Annotated in this window: 19 protein-coding genes; 9 read left to right on the plus strand and 10 right to left on the minus strand. The window is 59.8% G+C overall.

Going from position 1 to position 14,762, the window contains the following annotated elements:
* Nucleotides 1–14 precede the first annotated feature (14 nt).
* Nucleotides 15–656 carry an invasion associated locus B family protein gene (locus tag S101446_RS16870; RefSeq protein ID WP_087608943.1) on the minus strand — a complete coding sequence of 214 codons (642 nt, stop codon included), beginning with the start codon at nt 654–656 and terminating at the stop codon, nt 15–17.
* A gap of 743 nt (nt 657–1,399) precedes the next feature.
* Here S101446_RS16870 and S101446_RS16875 point away from each other — a divergent pair.
* From S101446_RS16875 to S101446_RS16905, 7 genes are all read left to right on the plus strand, one after another.
* Nucleotides 1,400–1,666, plus strand: coding sequence for a hypothetical protein (locus S101446_RS16875; protein WP_007396602.1), 267 nt, complete (start codon nt 1,400–1,402; stop codon nt 1,664–1,666).
* Nucleotides 1,666–2,070 (plus strand): RrF2 family transcriptional regulator, encoded by a 405-nt coding sequence (locus tag S101446_RS16880; protein WP_083824362.1) that lies wholly within the window; start codon nt 1,666–1,668, stop codon nt 2,068–2,070. The genes S101446_RS16875 and S101446_RS16880 overlap by 1 nt, the downstream gene beginning before the upstream one ends.
* Nucleotides 2,071–2,605: 535 nt before the next feature.
* Nucleotides 2,606–3,190, plus strand: coding sequence for a hypothetical protein (locus S101446_RS16885; RefSeq protein WP_087609012.1), 585 nt, complete (start codon nt 2,606–2,608; stop codon nt 3,188–3,190).
* 3 nt (nt 3,191–3,193) lie between these two features.
* A complete protein-coding gene (locus S101446_RS16890) occupies nt 3,194–4,021 on the plus strand; it encodes an FAD-binding oxidoreductase (RefSeq protein WP_087609013.1) in 828 nt (275 codons plus the stop codon).
* A complete protein-coding gene (locus S101446_RS16895; protein WP_087609014.1) occupies nt 4,021–4,515 on the plus strand; it encodes a hypothetical protein in 495 nt (164 codons plus the stop codon). The genes S101446_RS16890 and S101446_RS16895 overlap by 1 nt, the downstream gene beginning before the upstream one ends.
* Nucleotides 4,516–4,625: 110 nt before the next feature.
* Nucleotides 4,626–5,438, plus strand: coding sequence for a hypothetical protein (locus S101446_RS16900; RefSeq protein WP_087609015.1), 813 nt, complete (start codon nt 4,626–4,628; stop codon nt 5,436–5,438).
* A 13-nt stretch (nt 5,439–5,451) separates the two neighbouring features.
* Nucleotides 5,452–5,859, plus strand: coding sequence for a hypothetical protein (locus S101446_RS16905; protein WP_087609016.1), 408 nt, complete (start codon nt 5,452–5,454; stop codon nt 5,857–5,859).
* A gap of 349 nt (nt 5,860–6,208) precedes the next feature.
* Here S101446_RS16905 and S101446_RS16910 read toward each other — a convergent pair whose 3' ends face one another.
* The 5 genes from S101446_RS16910 to S101446_RS16930 form a co-directional block, all read right to left on the minus strand.
* A complete protein-coding gene (locus tag S101446_RS16910) occupies nt 6,209–6,511 on the minus strand; it encodes a hypothetical protein (RefSeq protein WP_087609017.1) in 303 nt (100 codons plus the stop codon).
* 70 nt (nt 6,512–6,581) lie between these two features.
* Entirely contained in the window at nt 6,582–7,262 is a 681-nt protein-coding gene (locus S101446_RS16915; protein ID WP_087609018.1) for a hypothetical protein, read from the minus strand.
* Nucleotides 7,263–7,784: 522 nt separating this feature from the next.
* Entirely contained in the window at nt 7,785–8,219 is a 435-nt protein-coding gene (locus S101446_RS16920) for a cupin domain-containing protein (protein WP_087609019.1), read from the minus strand.
* Nucleotides 8,216–8,602 carry a nuclear transport factor 2 family protein gene (locus S101446_RS16925; protein WP_157684882.1) on the minus strand — a complete coding sequence of 129 codons (387 nt, stop codon included), beginning with the start codon at nt 8,600–8,602 and terminating at the stop codon, nt 8,216–8,218. The genes S101446_RS16920 and S101446_RS16925 overlap by 4 nt, the downstream gene beginning before the upstream one ends.
* A gap of 13 nt (nt 8,603–8,615) precedes the next feature.
* Nucleotides 8,616–9,635, minus strand: a complete 1,020-nt coding sequence (locus S101446_RS16930; protein WP_087609021.1) for a zinc-binding alcohol dehydrogenase family protein — start codon at nt 9,633–9,635, stop codon at nt 8,616–8,618.
* Between the two features lie 100 nt (nt 9,636–9,735).
* On the opposite strand from S101446_RS16930, the gene S101446_RS16935 reads away from it, so the two are divergent.
* Nucleotides 9,736–10,149, plus strand: coding sequence for a winged helix-turn-helix transcriptional regulator (locus tag S101446_RS16935; protein ID WP_208620589.1), 414 nt, complete (start codon nt 9,736–9,738; stop codon nt 10,147–10,149).
* Nucleotides 10,150–10,303: 154 nt separating this feature from the next.
* Nucleotides 10,304–10,909, plus strand: a complete 606-nt coding sequence (locus S101446_RS16940; RefSeq protein WP_244184681.1) for a nuclease-related domain-containing protein — start codon at nt 10,304–10,306, stop codon at nt 10,907–10,909.
* Here S101446_RS16940 and S101446_RS16945 read toward each other — a convergent pair.
* The 4 genes from S101446_RS16945 to S101446_RS16960 form a co-directional block, all read right to left on the minus strand.
* Nucleotides 10,903–11,337 carry a hypothetical protein gene (locus tag S101446_RS16945; RefSeq protein WP_087609023.1) on the minus strand — a complete coding sequence of 145 codons (435 nt, stop codon included), beginning with the start codon at nt 11,335–11,337 and terminating at the stop codon, nt 10,903–10,905. The genes S101446_RS16940 and S101446_RS16945 overlap by 7 nt on opposite strands.
* A gap of 453 nt (nt 11,338–11,790) precedes the next feature.
* Nucleotides 11,791–12,180, minus strand: coding sequence for a hypothetical protein (locus S101446_RS17885; RefSeq protein WP_157684883.1), 390 nt, complete (start codon nt 12,178–12,180; stop codon nt 11,791–11,793).
* A 180-nt stretch (nt 12,181–12,360) separates the two neighbouring features.
* Nucleotides 12,361–14,412, minus strand: a complete 2,052-nt coding sequence (locus S101446_RS16955) for an ATP-dependent helicase (RefSeq protein WP_087609025.1) — start codon at nt 14,410–14,412, stop codon at nt 12,361–12,363.
* Entirely contained in the window at nt 14,409–14,744 is a 336-nt protein-coding gene (locus S101446_RS16960; protein WP_087609026.1) for a hypothetical protein, read from the minus strand. The genes S101446_RS16955 and S101446_RS16960 overlap by 4 nt, the downstream gene beginning before the upstream one ends.
* Nucleotides 14,745–14,762: the final 18 nt, after the last annotated feature.

The raw sequence follows: 14,762 nt of genomic DNA on the forward strand, positions 1-14,762 counted from the left end.
CTATGCCGCCTGCGTCAGGCCGGCGCCTTCTGGCTGGACCAGGTCTCGATTGCGCCAAAGGCGTCGGAGAAATGGCTCATGTCGTAATTGATCGTGACCGTGCCGCCGCCCTGCGCGGGCACGCGGCTGACGCGGATATGGCCGGCCTTGCCCGCCTTCAGTGCCGTGATCATGGCCGGCGTCGCCTGCAGCGTCGACAGGCAGCCCGATGCGTTGCACACCAGATAGGGCAGGCTGACCGGCTTGCCGTTATCCATCGACAGGGTCGCAGGCTTCGTGAGGTCGAAGCCCAGCGGGGTCATGATGCTCAGTTCGTAGGGACGCGCGGTAATCGCCATTTTGTCGGTCGCGGCCCGGGCGACGATCACCATGCCCAGCGGCACGGCCTTGCCCTGCTGCTGCATGCTCAGCTGCTGGGCCGCCACGCACAGCGAAGCCGCGCGCGTCGCGGGCGCATAGGTGCAGTTGGCCTGCCAGGCGCCAAAAGTCTGCTGCGTGGTGATCGGCGAAGGCTGGGCCGGGGCCTGCGGAGAAGTGGATGCCCCTTTTGTGGGCGATGGCGCGGTAGACGGGGCTGCTGCCGTTCCTGCAGCATGGGACACGCCCGTCAGGACGGCAGAAAAAAGAAAGGCGCAAGCCACGGTCCTGAACTGCATCAGTACTCCCCTGAACGGTCAGCCTGACCGGCACCCCGCGTCAGTCATGATTTTGATGGAATGTCGCCTTGAAAACGACATATTTCGTTATTTACAGATACAGTTCGACATCGAATGCAGCAATAAAATAATTCTTTCAACCCTCGGTTGAATAATGACACGTTCCATACATTTTATAAGAAAATCCCTTGATATAATCAGGGAGACCATCCGGTATCCGTTCTATATCATTATATGTAATAACATTTATTTACTTGGTAAATAAATACTCGGTCCTGTTGATGGACGCACAAAAGGCCCCACGGAAAACCAGAACCTCTACCCGAGCATGCCTTCCGAATGACCTGCCACCGATAGACCAGAGAGTCAGCATGCCGCGACCGTAGCCCATCATCCTTTCCTCTCATGCCCCGGAAGGTAACGCAACACGCATCCACGACACAGGCAGGCCCTGGGCGGGTGGTGCTGGCAGACAGCATATGGTATTTTGGAAAAGGCGCGTAGAAACGCCTTTTCCAAAAGGGCGGCCTCCTTGTCGGGTGGCCTGCCCAATACAACACCCGGACTATGTCCAGCGGTGAACGGGGAAACCTGTCCGCCGTAGCGGAAATAGGCAGGGCGTGCTTTTGCCCTTTTGGAACACGTTTCTACCCGCCCGACGCCAGGGCGGGCAGGAGGCGTGTGCCTGATTGCCCTCCTTCCCGGCTGTCGTCACAGGACAGGCGTGAAAAAAGGACGGACAGATGGCAGTTTCAATAACAAAGCAGGCCCGTGACCTCGTGGTCATGGAAACAGACACCATGACCGTAGCCCTCCTGCGCGAATACGGGCTGCCAGGCGCCAGGGAACGCGCGCGGTATCACGTTGGCCGCTGCGTCGAGGCCAGCCTCGTAGATGACGCCGCCTTCTGGATGCGTGTCACCAACTACCTCGAAAACCTGCTTTCTTCGGATATGATCCCACCTGTCACGGCGGCACGAAGCCACCATGCCACCACACGACGGCACTGATGCGCCTCACGCTACGTACCGATTACGCTTTTCGCCTGCTGGTCTATCTGGCCCGCCATGAGGGTCTGGATCGCATGACGATCCGGCACATCGCCGAACGGCACAACGTCTCCCACAACCATCTCGTGAAGGTCGTCAATGACTTGTGCCATCATGGTATCCTGGTGGGAACCCGGGGCCGGAATGGCGGCGTCAGCCTGGCCCGGCCCCCGAAAGATATCAATGTCGGGCATGTCGTCCGCCTCATGGAAACCGAAGGCGAAGTCATAAAGGGTTGTGCGCCGCTTCAGGGCAGACCCTGTGTTCTGGCGGATGCCTGCCGTCTCCGTCACTTGGCCAGGCAGGCAACCGATGCCTTCATGGCCGTCCTCGACGGCATGAGTGTGCATGATCTCCTGTCCTGACAGGTTGCTTCCAGAGCCATTATTAACACTCTGTCACTCTTCCGGCCGTATGGTCCGGACAGGCAAGAACCCGATCCCTATAGCCAGAAAGGGCAGCATCTCCTGCTCCAAACGAGCACACAGATCCTGTAAATCATCCGCCACCGATTAGCCTCGACCAGGACCTTGAGGACTGGAACCGTTTCCAAATCCACTCGATGGGGCGAACGGTAAAACTTACAGGTGGCGTTTTTGCCCGTCATGTCAAAGAGACCGAATGTCCCTTGACGTGACGTTTCCCGCACGCCCGCACCAACGGTGCAATGGTGTATGAAGAGCCTCCATCAAGCCGGGTCCAACCCGGGTCCAAGCCGGTTCCAAGGGTGGGACAGTTCCTACCCCAAGCAGGTGCCAAGGCGTCGTTGAAATGACTCCAGAGGCGGTTCATAAAGGGTTCGTACCGGGACCAGAAATGCGCCACCCGGCGTCCTCGCAGCGATTGCTTCACACCGGTACAGCCACTGATACGGCTTGCAGGAGAAACGACGTGACGGAAATGGACTCACAGGCTCGCGGAAACCGTTTCATCACACGCATGACCGGCGGAAAAATTCGTGGTCGACAAGGACAGAAAGTCTCACCGCTTTATCGCTGGATGATGGAGAATTTCGAGGACATCTCGGAAGCGCGTCAGACAACCCGCGCTTGGGATATCTTCATCGAGATCGCACACGAGGATGGGATAACCGGAACGGTCGAGAACACGGAAATCACCCGCAAGACGGCCGCCAAGACATGGGCACGAGTCCGGCGTGCCCATGTCGGGCGACCCCACGATATCGTCCGACAAAGCCAGAAGCAGCTTCTGCCCAGTCGACAGTCTAAAGACTGGAAACCCGATATCATTGACGGGAAACATGAAAGCCTACCTCTTGCCGCAGCAGCCGTGCCGGCAGAAATTGCTTCCCCCCAAAAAAAGCCATCCCAGGTCGCATCATTACCGACGACCATTCTCAAGGCGTCAGTAGCAGACCTGGACGAGGAAGAAATCCGTCGCCGGGGTCGCGCACGGGCCGAAGAGATCATTCGGGATCTGGAAAACCGGCGACGGTTGCAGGAACCCGGCTTTCATCGGGAATGAAACATGACGGCACGCGAATCGAAGACCGCAACGAAAGAGACCGTAAAGGCGCAACCGACCCTTATGATGGCAATCGGACGCCAGAGAGTCGGCAAAACGACATTCCTCAAGGTCCTCACGGAACTGACCCAGCAGCAGGGAGGCCACCCGGAAATCTGGAACACGGATTCACTCAACAAGTCCAATACTATCGCCTCTCTGGGTGATTACGTCCTGGAACCTGCAACCGTAACCGCCAAGGGACAGGCGGCCTGGCTGGAACAGAGGATCGAGCAGCTGGTGGAAACCCAGAACGACGCCATTCTTGACATCGGCGGCGGCTGGACGGCGGTTCACGAACTGGTAAAGGCCTCCCCGCTCGTCGCACAGCTTGAGGAACTCGGGATCAATCTTGTCACGGTTTTCATGATCGGCTCGGAACATGCCGATATCGACTATCTTGAAGACCTGCAGGCAAACCGGGGCTTTATTCCCAAGAACACCGTCGTTGTCATTAACGAGGCCCTGCTTAGCGGGCGCGTCGATGCTTCAGATGAAATCCGGCATATCCTCCAATATCCCGCAATCGAGGGCGCACTTGGCCGCGGGGCCGTCTACGGGGTGTTTCCTGCGCTTGACGGGATAAAGCGTGTCTCGGACCGGGGGCAGTCTTTCATGGACTTTGCGGCGAACAGACCGGCCAATGGCTTCCCGACAAGTTCGTTTTTCGACCGGTGTCGGGTCAGCCGGTGGCTGAGGCGCGACGTGCCGAAGTTTCTTGCAGCACTTGGCCCCGATTATCTGCCGCGGATGCCCGCAGGCTTGCCGGAAGTCATCGGGGTTGGTGTGTGATGACAGCGCCGAACGAAATCGAGGACGCGGACCGGGCATTTGCCGAGCACGTCGATAACCTGCGACGGGTTGCCAATCAGTGGATTTCCCGCCCGATCGCACCCGAAGCGGAAGTGATCTCCGCGCTGATTGTCACGCTGGACCAGATTGGCATGCTGGCCATAGAGGCACGACGCGCATCGATCCGTTCCGTCACGGAAGCCAGACTGATTGCAGAGCAGCAGCGCAGAGCACTCGCCGACGATACCGCGGTCATCCGCGAACATCTGCGCGACGGCATTGAAGCGGTGCACACGCTGCGCACCATCAACGAAAAACTGGTCGAGAAGAAACTCCTCGCGATCACCGCGGATATGACGAAAGGATTAAGGGGCGCCATCGAGAGCCAGGCCACGGCCATGACCAGACGGTACAACCTGCAGACGGCCTTTCGCATCCTGGGCTACAGTTCCATCGTCCTTATAGCGGGATTTGCGCTCGGACGGATGCCCTGAGCGTGTCCACGACGGACACGCTCAGGGCCGGAACCGAAACGCCGTACAAAATACTGATACAGGTCGCATGATGCCGGCCGATCCTGTCCGCCTCGCAACAGGAGGCCAAGGTGACCCGGCTCCCCTTCCCATGCCGCCGCACGACGCAAGCGACCGTGGTCCTCGTAACGTGCGGCCTCGTCATTCCCCCCGTCGGGCGGGCACAGACAGTGAATGTGCCCGGCGGGCTCCCGACACATGTCAACGCAACCTATCAGGAACCGGGGCTCGGTGGCTGGACCCCGGACACGACGGGCACAGCCCAGGCCACCAGCGGAAGCGGCGCCGTCACCCAGACAGCAACAGCAGGCACGTCCGACAGCGATGCGCTCGAGACCCTATACCAGCAGTCATGGGGCTATGCGGCAGCCCAGAACGCCGAGGCGCTGGGCGTCAATCCATCGGCGCTCGCCGCGACCTGCGTGGTGGAATCCGGCTGCCAGAACCTCTACACGGCCGGAAACGGCAGTACGATCACCGGCGCATTCCAGATGAGCAACGGGACCTACAGCCAGACCCTCGGAGAGGCACTGGCCGCAGACCCCTCGCTGGCCTCATCCATCACCAGCGGCACGGCGGGCCAGCAGGATCCGGCAACGCAGGCGGTGGCTGCAGCGCAGTATCTCAAGGATGCCGCAACCAGTCTGCAGCACAGTGGCATCAGTAACCCGACAGCCCTTGATGCCCGGGCCTATTATAACTTTGGCCCGAGCGCTGGCGCTGAAATCGCGACGGCCGACGACAGCAGCCTCATGTCGTCCTACATATCGAGCACGGCGATGTCGGGGAACAATATCAGTTCAACCACCACGGTCGGCCAATGGCGCGCGGCAGTCGCAGCAAAAATGGGCAGTGCCGCGTCCAGTTCGATCCTGACCGGCTGACGAGGAGTCCAGCATGAGGTTTTCCCACCGGGCCGCGATCCTTGCGGCCCTCACCTGCAGCATCAGCCACCCGGCCTTCGCGCTGCATAGAACCCCGGTCCATGCGCTCGACGGGTACAGATGCATGGCCCTTGATGCACCGGAACGGGTCATGATGGATTTCAGGCATCCGGTCCCGCTGCAGAGCGAACCACGGGACGGTGCCCCGAGCATTGCTCCCGCGCTGGCGGTCCTCCCGGTCGCCACGGACGCACCGCCTACGAACGGCTACGTCCGGAGCATGACCCTCGCATTGCGTCCCGGCTGGGTCTCGACAAGATGGCTGAAACCCTACGACGCGGTCCATCCCGGCGTGACCTGCACGCCCTACGTCATGAATGACGGCAAGCTGGGCTTCGTGTTCGGCAGGGCGACACAGTAGGTTTGTCATCTCCACTGTCCGGCATGCTGCATGACCGACATTGTTTTTCCCGGGAGCGGAACAGGAAGGCCGCTGCCCGCCGGGAGGGCCGCGAGGCGCCCGGGTCAAGCCTGAGGGCATGCCCCTGAGGTGAACCGGGTTGCCCGGAGCGCGGGGCACCGCCCTGCGATCCGGGCGGCCCTGTTCACTGAAAGGGGCGTGTCCTCACCGCGCGAAGCGCGGCGCGCAGCGGGCTTGAGGCGGGCGCCTCGCGGCGGCATGCTGGTGTCAGGGCATTTTTTTCCAGCACAATGGTGCCCCGGACACCAGAAGCAGGAACCCGGTTTCCGGGCTCCTGCGGCGTGGTCTCTCAAGGCGTCGGATCGTCGGGCCGCCAGGGGTCGGGAGCGTCCGCGATCTCGCGCGCTTTCGCTTCGGCTGCGGCGATGGCTGCGGCCCTTGCGGCCGTGGTCGCCTCCCGCCATGCGTCGATGCCGTGGTCGGCAATAAAGTCATGCGCGCCGTCATCTTCGGGATGCGGCATTTCCGGGCCGTGATAAAAAGGATTGCGATGCCAGACGTCCCGGTCCGTCAGGACCCATGCGTGGTGGGGCGCAGCACGCGAAAGCGCAAGGGCTTCGTCGCGGTCTGCCATGGATTCATATTCGCTCATGCGGGTCGATCCTTGCGGAAAGGTACCTTGCCGTGGGTGGCCGGACCCGCCGTGGGTCCGGCCGGGTCGGTCAGAAGCCGAGGGCGTCCATCTCGGCAGCTGCGGCCCGCTGGTCGATGGTGCGGGCGTTGCTGGCCGTGTAGGGCTTCCACGGGGTGCCGATCATGTCTTCGTAGGCGGCAAGGGCCCCGCGGGCGGACGCGACCAGAGCGGCGGCCTTGATCCCCTGCTCGGCTGCGAAGCGGCGGGCGTTGGCCGCCCTGTTTTCCAGCCCGTCGACGCCCATCCGGTCCTCTTCGCGATACTCGTTGAACTGTGAGGACAGTTCGCGGGCCTGCGCGCGCTTGGCGTCATAGAACTGGGCGGCCCCGAAGGCGGACGCGACAGCGGCACCCGCCATGCGCTGTAGGTGCATTTCCAGCCCCTTGTCGTTCTGCTCGCCGTTCCATGTGGTCACGACCAGCACGGGCGAGAGGCTGCGGGCGATGACGGTAAAAGCCTGCCGGGCCGTTTCCGCGAGGGCGTCGGGGTCGAAGTCCTCAAGGCCGAAATGGGAAACGATCTTGGTGATCTGGTCGGGAACGGGGATCAGGGCTTCGGCGGCCTCGATGGTGATGACAGGCGCGCGCCGGGCCGCTTCCTCGAAACGGCGGGCGGCGGGGGCCTTCTGGCCCGCTTTTGCCTTGCTGGCGGCTTTCTTCTCTTGCGCGGAAGCGAGGGCGGCGGTCATTGTGTTGGTAGCGTTGGACATGAAACTTGACCTTTCTGTCTGGCGTCAGCCCTGTCCGGTGTTGGAGCACCGGGCGGGGCGTCTGTGGCGGGAACCATTTCCCTCTCCACAAATAAAGAATAGTACGAACAGAATATAAATGCAATAAAAAAGGAAATATATTAGAAGTAAATATTAGTTTACTACTGTTTTTATTCCTTTTATTTCCTTATGCCCATTTTATCAATAACAGTATTATCAGGTATTACATAAGTATTTATCCTGTAGAACCCCAGGGCGAGCGGTCGAACCGTTGCGCGAAAGCGTGGAGACCCCGCAGGGGGCTCCAGTGAGGTTAGCGGCGCAGCCGCTTAGCGAACCAGAGTGAGAGAACCCCGAAGGGGCCGCCCCTGATTTCCTTTTTTCCTGTTGAACAGAGATGTTTCCCGGACCAGGTCTTTCGGGAAAGGAAACCGTCTCCAGATGCCCTGGGCTTACGCCGCGTTTTGCGGGCATGCGCTGCAGGGACACAGATCCAGTTCATCTGTGACCCGCGACTTTACTTCAGATACTCTTGATGAAGCCGGAAGGCGTGCCTTCGGCAGGATCGACGAACACCACGTCATCCGGTGCCCGGCGCGGTGTGTCGATGGCAAGAAAAATGACAGGATCACGCAGGATACGCGGCACCGCATGCACGGCACGCCGCGGAAAGACCAGCAGGTGCCCGGGAACAAACGGCGCTTCCTCAGCCGGGTCATCAATCCAGAATGTCCCTTCTCCGGAAAGCACATGGAGGACTTCATCACACTGGGTATGATAATGCGGCGGCACGTCCTGATAGATCCGGAACACCCTGATGCTGGCTTCAGGCCTGTCGGTCAGATAGGTATCCAGCAGCATCGTATCCGCGGTTTTCGGGAACGCTGCCGCAATCCTGTTGAGATCGAACCGCCCACCGGTACGGTTCAGGGTCATCAGGTGCTCTTCATCAGTCATGAAGCCTGTTCTCCGCCCGCTAGCAGCTCCTGAATAGCCGCCGTATCCGCCACCTGCTGCAGGGCCGAGATCTGGCCGTCTCTCACGGTCCAGAAATGCGCGAAGGCGATATCGCCCGGCCGACCCTGTTTCGTCCGCACGCGATAGATCCCCGTTACCGCGACAAGGTTTCCTTCGGCGGTGAAGCTGTGCGGGTGGGTCCCATACTCCGAAAAGTGGGCCGTCAACCGGGGGAAGAACTGCTCTTCCACAGCCTTGCGGCCGACATACCGTCCGCCCTCGGGAAAGGTTGACAGCACAGTCCAGACAATGTCCTGGGCAAGTAATGCCGTATTGCCTGTTCCATACCATGTCTCGACGAGCGCTTTTGCGGACTCAGTCATGATCTTCTCCATTTCAGCCAGGAAAACCTTCGAGCACGATCTTGCCCTTTGCCTGGCCGCTCTCGATCAAGGCATGAGCCTGCCGCAGGTTCGCCGCCGTAATCAGGCCGAGGTTCCTGCCGAGCGTGGTGCGGATACGCCCGTCATCCACGAGGCGTGAGACGTCGTTGAGAATCTTGCCCTGCCTGCCCATATCGGCTGTGCCAAACAGCGAGCGGGTGAACATCAGCTCCCAGTGCAGCGACAGGCTTTTCTTCTTCAGCGGCAGGGCGTCGAGCGCGGCCGGGTCGTCAATCAGGCCGAAATGCCCCTGGGGCGCGATCAGCGCGACAATCTCTGGCATATGCCGATCCGTCTGCGTCGTGGAAAAGACGAAGCCGGGTGCACCGGTCGGAAGGGCCGCGACCTGCGCGGCAAGAGGCCTGCTGTGATCCACCACATGATGTGCCCCGAGGGATTTTACCCAGTCGCGCGTTTCTGGCCGGGAGGCGGTGGCGATGACCGTGACATCTGTCAGGACCAGGGCCAGCTGGATGGCGATGGAGCTGACGCCGCCAGCGCCACCGATAATCAGCACGCCCGGCTTCACGACGGGGACTGGCCGACGGATATCCAGGCGATCGAACAGCATCTCCCAGGCGGTGATCGCTGTCAGCGGCAGGGCCGCGGCTTCAGCCCAGTTCAGGGAACGGGGCTTACGGCCGACAATCCGCTCGTCGACCAGGTGGAATTCGGCATCGGTTCCCGGGCGATCGAGCGCGCCTGCGTAGAAAACCTCATCCCCGATGGAAAAATCCGTGACTTCAGGTCCGGTGCCGACAACGATCCCGGCGGCGTCCCAACCCAGAACCCGCCAATGACCCGCGTCCGGCGTGGCGCTGCGACGGACTTTTGTATCGACCGGATTGACCGACACAGCCCTGATTTCTACCAGGAGATCCCGCCCTGAAGGGACCGGATTCGGCAGATCGATGTCCTGGAGCGAAGCCGGATTGTCGATCGGGAGAGGCGTCTGGTAACCGACGGCGCGCATGATGTCTGCTCCTGTGTTGATGAAGGAGAACAGTGAGCATTATGCTGGGTTCGGACAAGAACGCACTTTTAACGCCCATAGTATCGGAAATGATACCGTCATGACCCGTATCCGGCATAAATCACTTGATTGCAGTCCCGGCTGTGCCGTTGAAGCGACACTTCAGCTGATCGACGGGAAATGGAAAGGGGTGATCCTCTACCACCTGCTTGAGGGAACCCTGCGCTTTAACGAAATCCGCAGGCGTCTGCCCAATATCACCCAGCGCATGCTGACGGCGCAGCTCCGCGAACTGGAGCAGGACGGGTTTGTCCTGCGGACGGTCTACGCCGAGGTGCCCCCGAAGGTGGAATACAGCCTGACGCCGCGGGGACGGACCCTGGAGCCGGTCATCATGGCTCTCAAGAAATGGGGGGACGAGAATACCGGGTTCAGGCGGGATCCTGAATCCCCTGCGAAACTGGACGAGCCTGCCGCCGATTGTCCGGTCTCCTGCGTTCAGGCTGGCGGTTGAGCGGGCACTATTGGTGATCCGCATCCACGCTGCAGACATGTACCCGGCCCCTCACCCGGAACATAAACGGTTCCCGGCATTTCCCGCCCCAGTCGCATGACGGACAGATATACGGGACACGCTATCGGGCCATTGAACCATAGGGGGAGACTGCGTGGTAAGACTTCGACGTCGTCGCGTGAAGCCTCCCGACAGGTGCCGGCTGACGGCCCATGAGACGCAGGTCTGGCGATCCTTTCGCGCCGCCATCCAGGGCGAGAAAGGAGAGAGCGCCGTAGCCCACGTGCTCGACCGGAGCGGCCTGGCCGTGCTGCACGACGCCATACTGCCGGCGGGTGACGGCAGGACGACCCAGATTGACCACCTGTTCCTCAGCCCGCGGGGCATCCATGTCGTGGAGACAAAGCGGTATGGCGGCGAACTGACCGGACACCCGGAAGTTGAACGGTGGCGACAGCGTTTCGCGGGCGAGGCGCCCGACGCCCCGCCCCGGCTGATTTACAGCCCGGTGATGCAGAATGCCGCCCATTGCCGCGCCGTCTATGCGCTGGCCCGCCTCGTGGACCCGACCATCCAGGTCTTCAGCCACGTTGTGATGACGGGAACTGCGGTCCTGTCACCGGCGCTTGTCGGCTGCACCGTTTCCCTTTCCGAATTGGAAACCCTGCTACGTGGTCTTGAGCGCAACGTGCCGCGGGGCACACTGACTGACGCATGGCGGCGCATCGGGCTTGCCTGCCATGCCAGCGGGCATCAGTAAGCGGCCTCCCTGTCAAGAAAATCGAGCAGTTCCGCGATTTCCCCGGTTGAAAGCATGCGTCCGCGACAGGCCTCGCTATCGCGGGGAAAATCGAGCGGTTCGCCGCCATGATCACGGTTGCCGGCACTGATCCAGAGTACCCGCTCCGGCTCTTCGGGATCATAATCGAGGCGAACCCCGAGGCCATCTCCAAGGTCAATGAAATCGGAGAACAGGTCGTCCTCACACCGAAGCGGAAGCGTGCCGATTTCCACACCGACCCACCTGTCGGGAAATCTGGCCCGGAGAAGGTCGGCGAGCTGGCGCGTATGCAACCTGAGATCCGCCGGGTCCCGGACGGGCGGCGGTGGCTCCTGAGGCTGCAGGAAACCCGCCTCGTCATCATCCCAGTCATCGGGCTCAATCGGCGGCACCGGCTTTTTCGCCATAAAGGAGACGTCCTTCGACCAAAAGAAAAGCAATTAAAGACCGACGCGACAGACAGGGCCAGCCTGTCCGATGCAGTGCCCTGACGCTCATGTGAAGCCGATTATATCCCAGCTGTGTGACTGCGTGCGTATCGTATCGAAACGCGGTCCTGTCCGGTTATCCATAAGCTCGCCAACATGTGTCTGGGCCGCACTCGGCCATGCAAGAGCAGGTCGCCGTCCTGCGCCGCCCTCGCCCGATTACGCCTTTCCTGTATTCACAATCCGGATGCGTCCAATTCCTGATCCGCAAGATTCCAGCAATCACTAAACTGGAGAGACATATTAAGAAGTTCATAAATTTACCCAATAATAAATATCTCAATTTTTTTATTTTTATGTTAAACATCAAATATTATTTTTAATTTATTAAATATTGATGTAAATTGTAATTAAAAAAAATAATATCGGGAATTACTCCTCATCCCCAAACCCCTCCTTTGGAACAGCATAATCCCCATCTTTTATAACAGGACGCCATCCGGATGCTGGATAAAACATCTTTAGATCTAATATACGATAGATATCATCCGAGATCCGCTCGATAGATATTTCTCCATCTGCGTAATACGTGTATTTCCCTCCCGCCCCGGCAGGAGCTCTTTCGTTAATTAATTTAATATCCCATTCAGATACAATACCAACCGCCTCCTGAAGAGGAGCCCTAAATTCTATCTTGAAATCACGTGATATTTTACATAAACAAGGTACAAACTTCTGATCAATAATCATTTCTGATATAAAATTATCTGGGAACGATACTCTTAATTTCAATTCAACCCTCCAAATCCCAAAAAATGACAATTATTATCCCAGTCATCGGATTCCATCGGCGATACTGGCTTTTTTGCCATAAATCAGACGTCCTTCGACCAAAAGAAAAGCAATTTAAGACCGAATCGTCGGACGGAACCAGCCTGTTTGGTGCAATGCCTGGGCCGCGCGAATGCATGTCGCCGCTGCCGGAGCATGCATTGTCCGCATTCACAAGCCAAGCGCATTCAGTTCCTGATCAACCTGCCTCCAACGACCGTCAGACTGACGTGGTTCGTTCCTGCCATGATTCCAGCTGCTGACCCGGTTTTCGCGTGGAATTTCGTCAATGAACCGGCTCGGACGGGAAGATCCGCCCTGGCGATAATCACAGAACGTGATCGTGGCCTGCTCCATGGCCCGGGTCAGTCCCACATAGGCAAGGCGACGCTCCTCTTCGGGATTGCGCGACATCGCACCGGGGAAAATCGCCTCTTCCCATGCAGGAAGAAAGACGTGCCGGAATTCCAGTCCTTTCGACCGGTGCATGGTCATGAGCTGAACGCGATCACGACCTTGTTCGCCAGGTGCTCCGCCTGCCAGTGCCGCATGTTCGAGGAGGTGTTCCACGCGCCGGAAACCCTGGGCCAGTTCGATCAGTTCCGCGAGGTTTTCGCGCTGGGTTGCCGCTTCATCCGAATCATCAGCCCGCAGCATGTCCAGATACCCTGTTGCCTCGAGCAGGCCGGTAAGGCGCTCCCCAAGGCTTTCCCTTTCCCGACATCCGATCTGTCTGAGAATCTGGACGAATCCCTGCAGCGCCACGGCACATCTCGGGGACAGACGGGTCCGTGTGGCCGCCGCGCATAGCGACTGACCACCCGCCGAAGCCTCTATCTCGATTTTCTCCAGGCCCCTGGCGCCAAGGCCCCGTGGAGGCCGGTTGGCCATCCGCCGAAAGGCTTCGTCCGACCTGCGCTCATCGGGCCATGCGCAAAGCGTCAGCAGGGCCAGAGCGTCCTTGACGGCGGTACGCCGATAGAAACCCACATCCCCGATGATCTCGTAGGGAACACGAGCGTGGAGCAATGCTTCCTCCAGCGTTCGGGAGAGCCGGTTCTGGCGGTAAATGATAGCCATGTCATGCCAGGCGACGCCGGTCGCTGCGCGACGGCCAATCTCCCGGACGATCGCCGCAGCTTCCTCGGTGGCGTAGGAGAACCCCAGAACCTCGATCGGGAGGCCCTCGCCCCGACGTGTAAACAGTGTCTTTTCGATCCGCGACGGGTCAAATGAAATCACCGCATTCGACGCATCAAGAATATTGCTGGTGGAACGGAAGTTCTCCTCGAGCTTGAACGTCTTCACAGCAGGAAACTCACGCGGGAAGTTCCGCAGGAAGCCGACTTTCGCCCCCCGCCAGGAATAGATGCTCTGGGAATCATCACCCACACAGAACAGTTCACCAGACGTCCTGCTGAGCAACGTGAGCCACAGGTACTGGGCGCGGTTCACATCCTGAAACTCGTCCGCCATCACGGCCGTAAAACGGGCGGACCACCGGCGATGGTATGCCGCATCATGCAGCATCGCGAGGGTCGGCCACATCAGCAGATCACCAAAATCCGCCGCGTTCTGCTCGCGCAGGATCGCCTGGTAACGACCATACAACCCGACGACAAAGCGCCAGCTTTCGTGATCCACATGGAGATTCGCCGACTGCCGCCTGCCGATCAGGCTTTCAACATGCGCGAAAGCAGCCACCGGTGTGATCAGATCCTCTTTCAGCCGCGCAATCCGCTCGGCCATTTTTTTGATCTGTCTCGCATCTCCTGGCGCTCCTTCCTGCGGCACGGGAAGCTTTTCCTTAGGGACAGTCCTGATCAGGCGGCGGACAATGGCGAGACTGTCCTCGGCGTCACGAATGTCAAAACCGCTACGCAATTGCGCCACTTCAGGCTCGGCCCGTAGCTGTCGGGCAGCCAGGGCATGAAACGTTCCAAGCCATGTGGGTACCGAGTACGTCCCAAGAACGTCTCCGATGCGCTTGCGCATTTCCTGGGCGGCCTTGTTGGTAAAGGTTACACAGAGGATCTGGCCAGGAACCATGCCATGCAGTCCGACGCGGGTTGCGACCCCGGCTGTCAGGGTTTTGGTCTTGCCGGTGCCTGCCCCTGCCAGAACCAGAACATATCCCAGCGCCATCGCCGCGCGCCGCTGTTCTGGCGTCAGGCTATCAAGGACTGGCGCAAGCGCACGCGGAACGGGAAGATTACCGGTCATAGCTCTTCCAGCCCTTCCGCCATGCAACCCGGGGTCGTGGTGATCTTACCGGTCGAGAGCAGGATCGTCGCCGGATAGGAAAGATCCCAGTTCCCAAGCCTGCGTTCCCAGCGTCCATCGATAACCAGGCCGACAGGACAGCCCGACCGTTCGTAGAGGCGGACTGCACTTTGCGGTATCGGGGGATCATCTTCGGCCTGCTCCAAACGCTGGCGCAGGTGGCGGTTCCAGATGCCTCGAGCCGGGCGCGAGCGGGCAAACGTCCGTGCAAGGTCTGCCTTCATCGCCAGACGCGTAATCCCCAGATCCGCATAGTCTGAAACAGATCCCATGACCCTCTCCTATGTGAG

The organism is Komagataeibacter europaeus (genome assembly GCF_002173515.1).
In the GTDB taxonomy this organism is placed as follows: domain Bacteria; phylum Pseudomonadota; class Alphaproteobacteria; order Acetobacterales; family Acetobacteraceae; genus Komagataeibacter; species Komagataeibacter europaeus.